The 15860-nt window shown below is 46.3% G+C and carries 11 protein-coding genes, 1 tRNA gene and 2 pseudogenes; all 14 read right to left on the bottom strand.

The window, feature by feature from the left end; genetic code table 11:
- Positions 1-80: pseudogene (locus tag M2125_RS10730) on the bottom strand (GTP-binding protein); the annotation flags it as partial.
- Between the two features lie 50 nt (positions 81-130).
- On the bottom strand, positions 131-2233 hold the full coding sequence (gene fusA, locus M2125_RS10725; protein ID WP_076024544.1) for an elongation factor G: 2103 nt from the start codon (positions 2231-2233) through the stop codon (positions 131-133).
- A gap of 34 nt (positions 2234-2267) precedes the next feature.
- A complete protein-coding gene (gene rpsG / locus M2125_RS10720) occupies positions 2268-2738 on the bottom strand; it encodes a 30S ribosomal protein S7 (RefSeq protein WP_076024543.1) in 471 nt (156 codons plus the stop codon).
- Positions 2739-2891: 153 nt separating this feature from the next.
- Complete coding sequence (rpsL, locus tag M2125_RS10715) at positions 2892-3272, bottom strand: 30S ribosomal protein S12 (RefSeq protein ID WP_076024542.1); 381 nt, start codon at positions 3270-3272, stop codon at positions 2892-2894.
- A 177-nt stretch (positions 3273-3449) separates the two neighbouring features.
- The gene (rpoC, locus tag M2125_RS10710; RefSeq protein ID WP_076024541.1) at positions 3450-7712 is read right to left on the bottom strand and encodes a DNA-directed RNA polymerase subunit beta'; all 4263 of its coding nucleotides are present in this window, start codon (positions 7710-7712) and stop codon (positions 3450-3452) included.
- Between the two features lies 1 nt (position 7713).
- The gene (gene rpoB, locus M2125_RS10705; protein WP_076024540.1) at positions 7714-11814 is read right to left on the bottom strand and encodes a DNA-directed RNA polymerase subunit beta; all 4101 of its coding nucleotides are present in this window, start codon (positions 11812-11814) and stop codon (positions 7714-7716) included.
- Between the two features lie 226 nt (positions 11815-12040).
- Positions 12041-12415 carry a 50S ribosomal protein L7/L12 gene (rplL, locus tag M2125_RS10700; protein WP_011901893.1) on the bottom strand — a complete coding sequence of 125 codons (375 nt, stop codon included), beginning with the start codon at positions 12413-12415 and terminating at the stop codon, positions 12041-12043.
- A gap of 159 nt (positions 12416-12574) precedes the next feature.
- Positions 12575-13099, bottom strand: a pseudogene (gene rplJ / locus M2125_RS10695) (50S ribosomal protein L10); the annotation flags it as partial.
- A 236-nt stretch (positions 13100-13335) separates the two neighbouring features.
- Positions 13336-14037, bottom strand: coding sequence for a 50S ribosomal protein L1 (gene rplA / locus M2125_RS10690; RefSeq protein ID WP_280742965.1), 702 nt, complete (start codon positions 14035-14037; stop codon positions 13336-13338).
- Between the two features lie 2 nt (positions 14038-14039).
- Positions 14040-14471 carry a 50S ribosomal protein L11 gene (gene rplK, locus M2125_RS10685; RefSeq protein WP_011901890.1) on the bottom strand — a complete coding sequence of 144 codons (432 nt, stop codon included), beginning with the start codon at positions 14469-14471 and terminating at the stop codon, positions 14040-14042.
- 168 nt (positions 14472-14639) lie between these two features.
- Positions 14640-15212 (bottom strand): transcription termination/antitermination protein NusG, encoded by a 573-nt coding sequence (gene nusG, locus M2125_RS10680; RefSeq protein ID WP_076024537.1) that lies wholly within the window; start codon positions 15210-15212, stop codon positions 14640-14642.
- A 9-nt stretch (positions 15213-15221) separates the two neighbouring features.
- On the bottom strand, positions 15222-15599 hold the full coding sequence (gene secE / locus M2125_RS10675) for a preprotein translocase subunit SecE (protein ID WP_076024536.1): 378 nt from the start codon (positions 15597-15599) through the stop codon (positions 15222-15224).
- 21 nt (positions 15600-15620) lie between these two features.
- Positions 15621-15696 (bottom strand) — tRNA-Trp (locus M2125_RS10670).
- A gap of 11 nt (positions 15697-15707) precedes the next feature.
- The coding region (locus M2125_RS10665; protein ID WP_483414191.1) for an EF-Tu C-terminal domain-related protein at positions 15708-15860 on the bottom strand (153 nt) is incomplete at its 5' end.

Below are 15860 nucleotides of genomic sequence, written 5' to 3'. Positions count from 1 at the left end.
GTGGTTTTACCGTGGTCAACGTGACCAATAGTGCCAACGTTTACGTGCGGTTTTGTCCGCTCAAACTTTTCTTTTGCCATTTTTTTGTCTGCCTTCTTAGCTAGTCAATATTCAAAATAATGTGGATAAATTACTTCGCTTTAGCAGCCATAACTGCTTCAGCAACGTTCTTAGGTGCTTCGGAATAATGCTTAAATTCCATGGTGTAGGTAGCGCGACCTTGCGTCAACGAGCGCAAGCCAGTTGAATAACCAAACATCTCTGCCAATGGCACTTCAGCGCGAACAATCTTACCGCCGCCTGGAATGTCATCCATACCTTGCAAAATACCGCGACGGGATGAGAGGTCACCCATTACGTTACCCATGAAATCTTCTGGTGTTTCAACTTCAACGGCCATCATTGGCTCAAGCAATACTGGAGATGCTCTACGCATACCATCCTTGAATGCCATAGAACCCGCCATCTTAAATGCGTTTTCGTTGGAGTCAACGTCATGGTATGAACCGAAGAACAATGTTGCCTTGATATCAACAACTGGATAGCCAGCCAAAATACCAGAATTCAATGTTTCGATAATTCCCTTTTCTACCGCAGGAATGTATTCACGAGGAACTACACCACCTTTAATAGCGTCAACGAACTCAAAACCTTTGCCTGGCTCTTGTGGCTCTAACTTCAATACCACGTGACCATATTGTCCACGTCCACCAGACTGCTTAACAAACTTACCTTCGATTTCTTCACAAACTTTACGAATGGTTTCGCGGTATGCAACTTGCGGCTTACCAACAGTTGCCTCTACGCCAAACTCACGTTTCATGCGGTCAACCAAAATTTCCAAGTGAAGTTCGCCCATACCGGAAATAATGGTTTGGCCTGATTCTTCATCAGTCTTCACGCGGAAAGAAGGATCTTCTTGTGCCAAACGATTCAAGGCAAGACCCATTTTTTCTTGGTCAGCTTTTGTCTTAGGTTCAACCGCTTGCGAGATCACAGGCTCTGGGAATACCATGCGCTCCAAAATAACAATGCTATCTGGATCACATAAAGTTTCACCAGTAGTTGCATCTTTCAGACCAACGGCTGCAGCGATGTCACCTGCGTAAACTTCTTTAATTTCTTCACGTTGGTTTGCATGCATTTGCAACAAACGACCAACACGCTCTTTCTTGCCCTTGATAGGGTTGTAGATTGTGTCGCCTGACTTCATCACACCGGAGTAAACACGGAAGAAGATCAGCTGACCAACAAATGGGTCCGTCATGATCTTAAATGCCAAAGCAGAGAACTTGGCATTATCAGAAGCTTCGCGGGTTGTTGGTGTACCGTCTTCCAATTCACAAGGGACCGGCGGAACATCTAATGGGGAAGGCAGCAATTCAACTACTGCATCCAACATCGCCTGAACGCCTTTATTTTTGAACGCAGTTCCACACAACATTGGAACAATTTCATTGGCAATAGTACGTTGACGCAATGCAGTCTTGATTTCTTCCTCAGTCAACTCTTCGCCGCCGAGATACTTCTCCATCAACTCTTCTGAACTTTCAGCAGCCGCTTCAACCATCTTCTCGCGCCACTCTTGAGCAGACTCTTGCAATTCAGCAGGGATCTCTTCATAAGTGAACTTAGTACCTTGTGAAGCCTCATCCCAAATGATGGCCTTCATTTTTACCAAGTCGATAACGCCTTTGAAGTTTTCTTCTGCGCCGATTGGAATTTGAATCAAGATTGGGTTTGCTTTAAGGCGCAGCTTCATTTGGTCATAGACCTTGAAGAAGTTCGCGCCTGTGCGATCCATCTTGTTTACAAAAGCCAAACGAGGAACTTGGTACTTATTTGCCTGACGCCATACTGTTTCTGATTGTGGCTGAACACCACCCACAGCACAGTAAACCATGCATGCACCATCAAGAACACGCATTGAACGCTCAACTTCAATGGTGAAGTCTACGTGTCCCGGGGTATCAATAATATTGATGCGATGCTCAGGGAAATTGCCTGCCATTCCCTTCCAGAACGTAGTAGTAGCAGCAGAAGTAATGGTGATACCACGCTCTTGCTCTTGCTCCATCCAGTCCATGGTAGCTGCGCCATCATGTACTTCACCAATCTTATGATTTACACCGGTGTAGAACAAAACGCGTTCTGTAGTTGTTGTTTTACCTGCGTCAATATGCGCAGAAATACCGATATTGCGGTATTTGTCGATGGGGGTTTTACGTGCCACTGTTGGTGCCTTTTCTTTACTATTCGATTAACAATTAAAAGCGGAAATGTGAGAACGCTTTATTAGCGTCAGCCATACGGTGAACTTCTTCACGCTTCTTCATTGCGCCGCCACGACCTTCAGCAGCTTCTAATAATTCGTTAGCCAAACGTTGGGCCATAGATTTTTCGCCACGCTTTTTAGCGGCTTCGCGCAACCAGCGCATTGCCAAAGCAGAACGACGTGATGGGCGTACCTCAACAGGAACTTGATAGTTAGCACCACCAACGCGACGACTCTTTACCTCAACCATTGGCTTTACATTACCCATGGCAGTTGAAAAAACTTCGAGCGGCTCTTTATTTGCTTTTTTCTCGATGTGATCAAAGGCACCGTAAACGATGCGCTCTGCAACCGATTTCTTGCCGTCCAACATGAGGACGTTCATGAATTTTGCTACTTCTACATTGCCAAATTTAGGATCAGGCAGGATTTCCCGTTTGGGAACTTCACGACGACGTGGCATAGCTACTCCTTCAGTTCAGTTGGGGGTGGTCCACATGGATCACCCACTCTAGTTGCCCTACTATCTAAGAAAAAATTTCTTAGACGGAACAACCACTTACTTGTCTTTTAAGTCCGACAAACAATGACTTACTGCAAAAACATCAAGCTACTATTAAGCAGCTTTCTTGGCGCGTTTAGCACCGTACTTGGAACGTGACTGCTTACGGTCTTTAACACCCTGCAAGTCAAGTGAGCCACGAACGATGTGGTAACGAACACCCGGCAAATCCTTTACACGACCACCACGGATCAAGACAACTGAGTGTTCCTGGAGGTTATGGCCTTCGCCACCAATGTATGAAATGACTTCAAAACCATTGGTTAAGCGAACTTTGGCTACTTTACGTAACGCAGAGTTTGGCTTTTTAGGAGTTGTTGTATATACACGGGTACATACACCACGGCGCTGCGGGCTGTTTTGCAGCGCAGGGCTCTTACTTTTAACGATCAGCCGACTTCTTGGCTTGCGTAATAATTGATTAATTGTTGGCATAAAATAGCTCGGTTAGTACTTCTTTGTTGCTTTCTTAAAGAAAATCAATGACTTAGAGAATTTCTAGGTCAAAAAGACCCTCTTCTGAATCAGTAGAACTCAGCATTCTAGCCTGACCAGCTCTTTCCGTCAACCAAATGAGGAAAAAGCTGGCCATTTCAGGCCAGAATTACCAAATTAGCTTGGATCAGCCTCTCCAGCAGGAGCAATCACTTCAGCCTCTACTTCTACAGGCATATCAGCCATTGCTTCTTCTTCGGCGGCAATCATCTGCGCGCGATCACGCTCAAATTGCTCTCTGACCTTGCGCGCACGGCGATAAGACAAGCCAGTACCAGCAGGGATCAAGCGACCAATAATGACGTTTTCCTTGAGGCCACGGAGTGTATCGGTTTTGCCCATAATTGCTGCTTCGGTCAATACACGAGTGGTTTCTTGGAAAGAAGCCGCTGAAATGAAGCTGTCTGTCGACAAGGATGCTTTAGTAATACCAAGCAACACGTTCTCAAACTGTGCTGGATGTTTACCTTGGGCAATCACAGCATCGTTTGCGTCGTACAGCTTTGAACGCTCGACTTGCTCACCGGTAATGAAGGATGTATCGCCTGGATCAGTTACCTGAACACGACGCAACATCTGACGCACGATCACTTCAATGTGCTTGTCATTGATCTTCACACCCTGGAGACGATACACGTCTTGCACTTCGTCAACGATGTAAATTGCCAACTCTTCGATGCCTTTGAGAGTCAAGATGTCATGTGGATCGGCAGGACCTTCCACAATCATCTCGCCCTTATTCACAACTTGACCGTCGTGAACAAGAACTTGCTTCTCTTTAGGAATCAAGAATTCATTTGCTTCACCGTCCATATCAGTAATAACCAAACGTTGTTTACCTTTGGTTTCTTTACCGAAGGAAACGGTTCCGGTTACTTTTGCCAATACGGCAGCATCTTTTGGTGAACGCGCTTCGAACAATTCAGCAACGCGTGGTAATCCACCGGTGATGTCACGAGTCTTCTGTGATTCGATCGGAATACGCGCCAATACTTCACCAACTTCAACCTTCTGACCATCTTTAACCGTAATCAAAGCCCCAACCTGCAAGCCAATGTTTACTGGATGATCAGTGCCCGCAATCATCACTTCTCCACCCTTTTCATCAACCAAGTTGATCATTGGGCGAACGCCTTTGCTTGCAGCAGAACGACGCTTACCGTCAATCACCACCAAGGTGGAGAGGCCAGTTACTTCGTCAACCTGTTTAGCAACGGTTACGCCTTCTTCGACGTTATCAAAGCGAGCGATACCAGCGTACTCAGAAATAATTGGGCGAGTTAATGGATCCCATGTCGCCAAGCTTGCGCCAGCCTTTACCGCTGCATCTTCTTTTAACAAGAGAGTTGCACCATATGGCACTTTATGACGCTCGCGCTCGCGGCCATTGTCATCAACGATCAAGGCTTCACCAGAGCGTGAAATCACGATCTGCTCACCCTTGGCGTTCTTCACAACACGCATCGTGCCGGAGAACTTCAAGGAACCATTTGATTTGGCTTCAATATTACTTGCAACCAAGGCACGTGACGCTGCACCACCGATGTGGAAAGTACGCATCGTCAACTGTGTACCTGGCTCACCGATGGACTGAGCAGCGATAACACCAACCGCCTCACCAACGTTGACCAAACCACCGCGACCGAGGTCACGTCCATAACACTTAGCGCACAAGCCAAAGCGAGTTAAGCAAGACAATACGGTGCGAACCTTCACTTCGTCGATACCCAATGCAACGATTTGATCAACATGATCTTCGTCGAGCAAGGTGTCGTTAGGAACAATAACTTCTTGTGTATCAGGGTGAACGATGTCGCCGATACATACACGACCCAAAATACGATCGCGCAATGCTTCGATAATTTCGCCACCTTCAACCAAGGCTTTCATTGTTACGCCAGAAGTTGCACCGCAATCTTCTTCAATAACTACGAGGTCTTGAGTTACATCGCACAAACGACGTGTCAAGTAACCAGAGTTCGCTGTCTTTAACGCTGTATCAGCCAGACCCTTACGAGCACCGTGGGTTGAGATGAAATACTGCAACACGTTCAAACCTTCACGGAAGTTCGCAGTAATTGGGGTTTCAATGATGGAGCCATCAGGCTTGGCCATCAAACCACGCATACCTGCCAACTGACGAATCTGCGCAGCAGATCCACGCGCACCAGAGTCTGCCATCATGTAGATGGAGTTGAAAGATTCTTGACGCACAGTCTTACCGTTACGATCGAGCACGTCAACATGTGACAACTCATCCATCATCGCCTTACCAACTTGGTCGCCTGCGGCACCCCAAATATCAACCACGTTGTTGTAACGCTCTTGATTGGTTACGAGACCTGACATGAACTGCTTGTCATACTCTTTAACCTTGGTAGATGCTTCAGTGATGATGCGCTCTTTAGAAGTAGGAATCAGCATATCGTCGATCGCCACTGAAATACCGGCATTCGTCGCCAAACGGAAACCAGACTGCAATAGGCGGTCAGCAAAAATAACTGTTTCACGCAGACCACACTTGCGGAATGAAGTGTTAATCAAACGTGAGATTTCTTTTTTCTTCAGGGGCTTATTAATTTCCTCGAAAGACATACCTTTAGGCAGAATTTCTGACAAGATGGCACGGCCCACTGAAGTTTGATAGATCTTGGTTTTTTCAGCAAAACGGGCATCGCCCTCTGCTTTTTTATCCACAATCTCAAACTCGGTAATACGCACAGCAACGCGAGAGGCTAATTCAACCTGACCTGCTTCGTATGCACGTACTACTTCAGTGATATTAGCAAAGACCATGCCTTCGCCTTTACCGTTGATCTTGTCACGAGTAGCGTAATACAGACCCAACACTACGTCCTGTGAAGGAACGATAGATGGTTCGCCGTTCGCTGGGAACAATACATTGTTCGAAGCCAACATCAATGTACGCGCTTCCATTTGCGCCTCGAGCGACAAAGGAACGTGAACCGCCATTTGGTCACCGTCAAAGTCAGCGTTAAATGCCGCGCAGACTAATGGATGTAATTGGATTGCCTTACCTTCAATCAGCATTGGCTCAAAAGCCTGAATACCGAGGCGGTGCAATGTCGGCGCACGGTTCAACATGATTGGATGCTCACGAATTACTTCTTCGAGAATGTCCCAAACGATTGGCGTCTGACTCTCAACTTCCTTCTTCGCAGCCTTAATTGTGGTTGCAATTCCTAAAGTCTCAAGCTTGTTGAAAATAAATGGCTTGAACAATTCTAAGGCCATCAATTTTGGTAAACCGCACTGATGCAATTTCAGTGTAGGACCAACTACGATGACTGAACGACCAGAGTAGTCAACACGTTTACCCAACAAGTTTTGACGGAAACGACCGCTCTTACCTTTAATCATCTCAGCCAATGACTTGAGAGGACGCTTGTTAGCACCAGTCATAGCCTTGCCGCGACGACCGTTGTCGAGCAATGAGTCAACCGCTTCTTGCAACATCCGTTTTTCATTGCGAACGATGATCTCTGGAGCGCGCAACTCTAACAAACGTTTAAGACGATTGTTACGGTTAATCACACGACGATAGAGGTCGTTCAAATCAGAAGTAGCAAAGCGACCGCCATCCAATGGCACCAATGGGCGCAACTCAGGTGGCAATACTGGCAACACTTCCATGATCATCCAGTCAGGCTTGATACCTGAGGTCTGGAATGCCTCGAGCACTTTTAAGCGCTTGGCATATTTCTTGATCTTGGCATCGCTACCAGTTGCTTTTAAATCAGCACGAATAGTTTCCACTTCACGATCGATATCAATCGAACGCAAGAGATCACGAATGCCCTCGGCACCCATAATGGCAGTGAAAGCACCCTCACCAAACTCTTCAGTCTTGGCATAGTACTCGTCCTCAGACATAATCTGACCACGCTTCATAGCGCCTTCAGGGGTCATGCCAGGATCAACTACTACATATGCTTCAAAGTAGAGAACGCGCTCGATATCCCGCAAGGTCATATCGAGAACCATACCCAAACGGGATGGCAAGGACTTCAAGAACCAGATGTGTGCAACAGGGGCTGCCAACTCAATGTGGCCCATACGCTCACGACGCACTTTAGCGAGAGTAACTTCAACGCCGCACTTTTCGCAGATTACGCCACGGAACTTTAAGCGCTTGTACTTACCGCATAAGCACTCGTAGTCTTTGGTTGGTCCAAAAATTTTGGCGCAAAACAAACCATCACGCTCGGGCTTAAATGTCCGATAGTTGATGGTTTCTGGTTTGCGAACTTCACCAAAAGACCATGAGCGAATTTTCTCAGGGGATGCGAGGCCAATCTTGATGACATCAAACTGCTCATCACCCTGCGTTTGCTTAAATAAATCGAGCAATGCTTTCATATCAGTTGCGCTCCATGTCAATGTCAATACCCAACGAGCGGATTTCTTTTACCAACACGTTGAAGGATTCGGGCATGCCAGCATCAATCGTGTGCTCGCCCTTGACGATGTTTTCGTAAACCTTGGTACGGCCTGCGACGTCATCGGACTTCACTGTCAGCATTTCCTGCAAGACATATGAAGCACCGTATGCTTCGAGGGCCCAAACTTCCATCTCACCAAAGCGCTGACCACCAAACTGGGCTTTACCACCCAATGGTTGTTGCGTTACCAACGAGTAAGGTCCGGTTGAACGTGCATGCATCTTATCGTCGACCAAATGGTGGAGTTTCAAGACGTGCATTACGCCAACAGTGACTGGACGCTCGAATTGATCACCAGTACGGCCGTCACACAGAATCATTTGTTGACGTGATGGGGTCATCTTCAAAGATTGAGCTACATCTTCTGGATAGGCCAACTCGAGCATACGACCGATTTCTGCTTCTGTAGCACCATCAAATACCGGCGTAGCAAACGGCAAGCCTTGGCGCAAATTTTCAGCCAAAACAGTGATTTGCTCATCGGTAAAGTTGTCGATATCTTCTTGACGACCAGTTTCGTTGTAAAGCTGCTTCATAAACTTGCGAAGCTCAGCTTGTTTAGCCTGCTCACGAACCATCTCATCGATACGCTTACCAATACCTTGTGCAGCCCAACCTAAGTGGGTTTCCAAGATCTGACCAACGTTCATACGGGAAGGAACACCCAATGGGTTTAAGACGATGTCAACAGGGCGTCCGTCAGCCATAAATGGCATGTCTTCTGCCGGAGCGATTTTAGAAACCACACCCTTGTTACCGTGACGGCCAGCCATCTTGTCACCAGGCTGCAAGCGACGCTTAACAGCCAAGTAAACCTTAACCATTTTCGTAACACCAGGTTGCAAATCATCACCCTGAGTCAGCTTAGTACGCTTCTCTTCAAAAGCTTCATCAAACTGTTTACGTTTTGCTTCGATCGAGGATTTAATCGCTTCAACTTGTGAGGCAACTTCATCATCGGCCGGACGGACATCAAACCAATGATACTTGTCTAAGTCATCAAGATAAGCCTTGTCGATCTTAGTGCCTTTAGCTAATTTCTTAGGTCCGCCGTTAGCAACTTTGCCAACTAACAGTTTTTCTAAACGCATGAAGGCATCGCCTTCAACAATACGCAACTGGTCATTCAAGTCCAAGCGATAGCGTTGTAATTCTTCCTGAATGATTGATTGTGCACGGGCATCGCGCTCAATGCCTTCACGGGTGAAGACTTGGACATCGATAACGGTGCCAATCATTCCTGAGGGAACGCGCAAAGAAGTATCTTTAACGTCAGATGCTTTTTCACCAAAGATCGCGCGGAGCAATTTCTCTTCAGGGGTGAGAGTAGTCTCGCCCTTTGGAGTAACTTTTCCAACCAATACGTCACCAGCTTCAACTTCAGCACCGATGTAAACAATACCGCTTTCATCTAAACGAGACAGTTGTGACTCTGCCAAGTTGGAGATATCGCGTGTAATTTCTTCTGAACCAAGTTTGGTATCACGAGCAACAACCGACAACTCTTCAATATGAATCGAAGTGTATCGATCATCAGCAACAACCTTCTCAGAGATCAAGATTGAATCTTCGAAGTTGTATCCGTTCCATGGCATAAATGCCACAGTCATGTTTTGACCCAAAGCCAATTCACCTAAGTCAGTAGAGGCGCCATCAGCAACAACGTCACCACGGGCTACACGATCACCAACCTGAACGATGGGGCGTTGGTTGATATTGGTGTTTTGGTTTGAGCGGGTGTACTTGATGAGGTTGTAAATATCTACACCAACTTCACCAGCAGCAGTCTCGTCATCGTTTACACGGATCACTACACGGTTCGCATCTACATAATCCACAATACCGCCGCGTGTTGCTAAAACAACCGTACCGGAGTCAACCGCAACAATACGCTCTAAGCCTGTACCAACCAATGGCTTATCTGGACGCAAGCAAGGTACCGCTTGACGTTGCATGTTTGCACCCATCAAGGCTCGGTTCGCATCATCGTGCTCCAAGAATGGTACGAGTGAAGCAGCAGCAGAAACGATTTGGCTAGGAGCAACGTCGATAAAATCAATGCGCTCTGGGCTAACCATCATGGTCTCACCAGCTTGACGCGCTGAAACCAATTCATCGGATAGTTTGCCGCTCTTGTCAATCGAGGCATTCGCCTGAGCAATGACGTATTTAGCTTCTTCAATAGCGGAAAGATAAACAACTTCATCGCTTACTTTGCTATTGGAAACTTTACGATAAGGCGTCTCTAAGAAACCATGCTCATTCAAACGCGCAAATAACGCGAGTGAGTTGATCAAACCAATGTTTGGTCCTTCTGGAGTTTCGATTGGGCAAACACGTCCGTAGTGGGTTGGATGCACGTCACGCACTTCAAAACCTGCGCGCTCACGTGTCAAACCACCAGGTCCCAATGCGGAGATACGACGCTTATGCGTGATCTCTGAAAGTGGGTTGGTTTGATCCATAAACTGAGACAGCTGTGATGAACCAAAGAACTCACGAATCGCTGAAGAGATTGGCTTGCTGTTAATCAAATCATGCGGCATCAAGTTTTCTGTTTCAGCTTGACCAAGACGCTCTTTAACAGCACGCTCAACACGTGACAAACCTGCGCGGAATTGATTTTCTGCTAACTCACCAACACAACGTACGCGACGATTGCCTAAGTGGTCGATATCATCAACCTCGCCCTTACCGTTACGCAAATCAACGAGAGACTTAATCGTGTCCAAAATATCTTCATTGGACAAGACCATAGGGCCTTCCATTTCAGCGCGATTCAAGCGGCTGTTTACTTTCATACGTCCAACGCGGGACAAGTCGTATGAATCTTCGTTATAGAACAAACGCTGAAATAAGGCCTCAACAGCATCTTCTGTTGGAGGCTCACCAGGGCGCATCATGCGATAGATGGCAATGCGAGCAGCCATTTGATCGGCAGTTTCATCAGTACGCAATGTCTGAGAAATGTATGCACCAGAATCTAAATCATTGGTGTAAATCGTTTCCAATTGCTTGATGCCAGCATCACGCAAGGTAGCCAACAATTCTTCTGTAATTTCATCATTAGCGTAAGCTAAGATTTCACCAGAATCTGGATCAATAATGTTGCGTGCAACAACGCGGCCAATCAAGTAATCATCTGGAACAACGATGTTCTTGGTTTTAGCTGCTTCAAGCTCACGAATATGTTTTGCGTTGATGCGCTTATCTTTTTGAATGACAACTACGCCATTCTTGTCGAGCACATCAAAGTTTGCCAACTGGCCACGCAAACGTTCTGGCACAAACTCCATTGATGCGCCATTAGCGGTCAATGCGAAATGATCAAAGTTAAAGAAGTTTGCAAGAATCTGTTCGTTGTTTAAACCAATTGCTTTGAGCAAAATGGTGACGGGCATCTTACGACGACGATCAACGCGGAAATAGAGGATATCTTTTGGATCAAACTCAAAGTCGAGCCATGAACCACGGTAAGGAATGATGCGTGCTGAGAATAGCAACTTACCTGAGCTATGGGTCTTGCCCTTATCGTGCTCGAAAAACACGCCTGGGGAACGGTGCAACTGAGAAACGATTACACGCTCAGTACCATTAATAACGAAAGAGCCATTGTCTGTCATGAGTGGAATTTCACCCATATAGACTTCACTCTCTTTTACTTCCTTAACCTTGGTAGGCGCTTCGCGATCATAAATAATCAAGCGAACTTTAGCGCGTAAGGCAGAGTGGAATGTGTAACCACGTTGTTGACATTCTTTGACGTCAAACGGTGGCTGTGACAACTGGTATGACACATATTCCATGCGTGCATAGCCGTTATTCGACACAATTGGGAATGCCGATGTAAATGCGGCCTGGAGTCCCTCATTAAGACGAGACATGGCAGGCTTATCAGCCTGTAAAAATTTAGCGTAGGATTCCAGCTGCGTTGCGATCAGGTATGGAACCTGGTGATTATTTACTCGCTTAGCAAAGCTTTTACGGACTCGCTTGCGTTCGGTGAAGCTGTAGTTCATTTCATCTCCGAATTCAGCGACTGTACAAAGATTTGGCGGTTGGCCACTACCAACCACTGGCGGACAACACTAAACCGAAAGATTTAGTGTCCGACCAAACTTGCATTCTGCAGTCGTATCAGAAGGCAAACCCGATTTCAATCAGAAATGAAATCGGGTTTGACCACTAATGGTCAAACCCAACAGGGCTAGCACTCCTTTTTGAGAAGCGCCAGCACAGTGTGTATTACTTGAGTTCTGCTTTAGCGCCAGCTTCTTCAAGCTTCTTCTTAGCTTCTTCAGCTGTTTTCTTGTCAACAGCTTCTTTAATTGGCTTCGGTGCGCCATCAACCAAGTCCTTAGCTTCTTTGAGGCCAAGACCAGTAATTTCGCGAACAGCCTTAATTACTGAAACCTTGTTTGCGCCAGCTTCGAGCAAGTTAACAGTGAATTCTGTTTGCTCTTCAGCAGCTGCGCCACCAGCAGCACCAGCAGGACCAGCAACAGCCATCGCTGCAGCTGAAACGCCAAACTTCTCTTCGAACGCCTTAACCAAGTCGTTCAAATCCATTACAGACATGCTGCCTACTGCATCAATAATTTCTTCTTTAGTAATCGCCATTTTTAGCTCCTAATACTTAAATAGTTAATCTGTCGCTTATTCAGCGGCAGGGGTTTCGTTTGCTTCTGTTCCAGCTTCTGGGGCTGCAGCTGCAGGCTCAGCAGCTGCTTCTGGAGCGGCGGCCTCGGCAACTACTTCTGCCGGTGCTGCTGCTTCAACTGCAGGTGCTGCCACTTCGGCTACCGGAGCTGGTGCTCCTTCTGCCTTTTGTGCTGCTACTGCGCCCAATACGCGAGCCATTGCAGAAACTGGGGCTAACATCACACCCAACAACTGCGATAACAACTCATCGCGGCTTGGAATTGTTGCGAGGGCTTTTACGCCTGCAACGTCTAACAACTTGCCGTTATATAAGCCAGCAGTGATGACAAGCTTGTCTTGAGTCTTAGCAAAGTTCTGCAATACTTTTGCCGAAGCAATCGGATCAGCAGAGATGCCATAGATCAAGGGGCCAACCATCGAATCAGCAAGAGGCTCAAACTGTGTGCCTTGTGCAGCACGGCGTGCCAATGTGTTCTTCAGAACGCGAAGATATACACCTTGGTCACGTGCGCTAGCACGTAGCTTTGTCAACTGCTCTACTGGAATACCACGGTATTCAGCGAGCACGACTGTTTGAGCTCCAGCCAATTGAGCGCCGACATCAGCAACAATCGCTTTTTTGTCTTGTACATTCAAAGGCACGGTTTAACTCCTTAAAAACCAACTGTTTCCAGTTGGGGTTACACACCAGCGTCTGATCATTTGTCACAAGAGAATCTTGTGAAATTTTTTCAGGGTCGCCATCTGCGCTGGCTATTACTTTCGTAACGATTAAGAATCAATTCTTTAGAAGCAACTAATTCACCAACGGTCTTTGATGTTCGACTCCCACTCAAAGAATGAAAGTCGACCCAAAGTTCTTTTTTTGCTACTGCGACTTACTTAGCCGCCTGTAACGATGCTTGGTCTACACGTACGCCTGCACCCATAGTGCTGCTTACGGCAACCTTCTTTAAATAAATACCCTTAGATGCAGGAGGTTTTGCTTTATTCAAAGCCTCAAGCAATGCGAGTAAGTTTGATTTCAATGCAGTCGGCTCGAATGAACGACGGCCAATGCTTGCGTGCACGATACCGGCTTTGTCCACACGGAACTGAACTTGACCAGCTTTTGCATTTTTAACTGCAGTAGCAACGTCAGGAGTCACTGTTCCAACTTTTGGATTCGGCATCAAACCACGCGGGCCCAATACTTGACCTAAAGTACCAACAATTTTCATTGTGTCTGGAGATGCGATCAAAATATCGAAATCAATTTTGCCGCCTTTAATTTGTTCTGCAAGCTCTTCCATGCCAACAATCTCTGCACCAGCAGCCTTGGCTTGCTCAGCTTTTTCGCCCTGTGCAAAAACAGCAACGCGAACATGCTTGCCTGTACCAGCTGGGAGCACAACAGCACCGCGCACAACTTGATCAGATTTCTTCGCATCAATACCCAATTGAACTGCAACATCGATAGATTCATCGAATTTGGCAGTAGCGCACTCTTTAACAAGATTCAACGCTTCTTCGAGTGGGTAAAACTTATTGCGATCAACTTTAGATTCGATTGCTTTTAAACGTTTGGATAATTTAGTCATGATTAGAGACCTTCCACAGTGATGCCCATGGAGCGGGCGCTACCAGCGATTGTGCGTACAGCTGCATCCATATCGGCGGCTGTCAAATCGGGCATTTTTGCTTTAGCGATTTCTTCCGCTTGAGCACGTGTAATTTTTCCTACCTTATCGGTATGAGGGCGTGGTGAACCTTTTTCAATCTTCGCAGCCTTCTTGATCATGATGGTTGCTGGAGGAGTCTTCATGATGAATGTGAAGCTCTTATCAGCAAACGCTGTAATCACAACTGGAATTGGAAGACCTGGCTCCATGCTCTGTGTTTGAGCATTAAACGCCTTACAGAATTCCATAATGTTAAGGCCGCGTTGACCCAAAGCTGGACCTACGGGAGGTGATGGATTTGCTTTACCTGCAGGGATCTGCAGCTTAATAAAGCCAATGATCTTCTTTGCCATTAATTGCTCCTAAAAGCGCGCCTTACCTCATTAGGAAAGACCGCTGTTGAGTAAACGCTTCGCTAGTTTTTTGGCTTGCTAGCTCCGCTCCTCGGTTAATTACTAAATCTAAATAACCATCTTGCACAACAAACTACTTAACTACAAAACCGGACTAAGTCCTTGTTTTTACATCTTTTCTACTTGTCCGAACTCCAGCTCAACTGGGGTACCGCGGCCAAAAATTGTAACAGAAACGCGCAATCTTGACTTCTCGTAGTTAACTTCTTCAATATTCCCGTTGAAATCCACAAAAGGACCTTCTTTAACTCGCACAATCTCACCTACCTCAAATAAGGTCTTAGGCTTTGGTTTGTCAACTCCGGCTTGCATTTGATCCATAATTTTGGATACTTCTGCTGTAGAAATCGGGCTTGGACGATTACGAACGCCACCAACAAAACCAGTTACTTTTGGTGTGTTTTTAACCAAATGCCAGCTTTCATCGGTCATTTCCATCTCAATCAAGACGTAGCCTGGGAAGAAACGGCGCTCAGATACAGATTTTGCGCCTGACTTGATTTCAACAACCTCTTCGGAAGGAACCAAAATACGGCCAAATTTATCCACCATCCCAGAACGGCCAATGCGCTCCTCGAGGCCGCGCTTTACACTTTTCTCCATGCCAGAATAGGCATGAATAACGTACCAACGCATATTGCCTGTGGCTTGAGGATTTGCGGCTACTTCAGAATCAATCATTTTTCTTACTCACTTCCAGCCAAGAAAGGCTGAAAAAACTAGCCATTCAATTAATTTGTCTGCGATCCACAGAAACAAAGACATGATCAATACAAAACCAAATACAACCAAAGTCATTTGTGTGGTCTCTTTACGAGTAGGCCAAACAACTTTCTTTACTTCGTACCATGAATCCTTTGCATAATGGATAAAACGACGTCCATCTGGAGAAAGGGCCACAACTAAAACTGCAGCAGCAATGCCACCAAACAATACAACTAATCGAATGAGCATAGATTGATCGATGAGCGTGTAATACAAAACCAACGCTGCAACGACAACAAGAGCAGCCAGTCCGGAGACCCAGCTACTCTTTGCTTCTGTATGACTTGCTGTATGTTGAGACATTATTACTTTCAGTTCAAATCGTGGCAGGGGCGGAGGGCATCGAACCCCCAACCTTTGGTTTTGGAGACCAACGCTCTGCCAATTGAGCTACACCCCTATATTTACTAATTAAGCCAAAATCTTAGCAACCACGCCGGCGCCAACAGTACGGCCACCTTCACGGATTGCAAAACGTAAACCTTCTTCCATCGCGATAGGAGCGATGAGTTTTACGGTAATTGTGACGTTATCACCAGGCATCACCATTTCTTTGTCTTTTGG

It is taken from the genome of Polynucleobacter sphagniphilus, from assembly GCF_029892205.1.
In the GTDB taxonomy this organism is placed as follows: Bacteria; Pseudomonadota; Gammaproteobacteria; order Burkholderiales; family Burkholderiaceae; genus Polynucleobacter; species Polynucleobacter sphagniphilus.
Note: the sequence above shows the minus strand (reverse complement) of the source record. Positions and strands in the feature narration are given on the sequence as shown.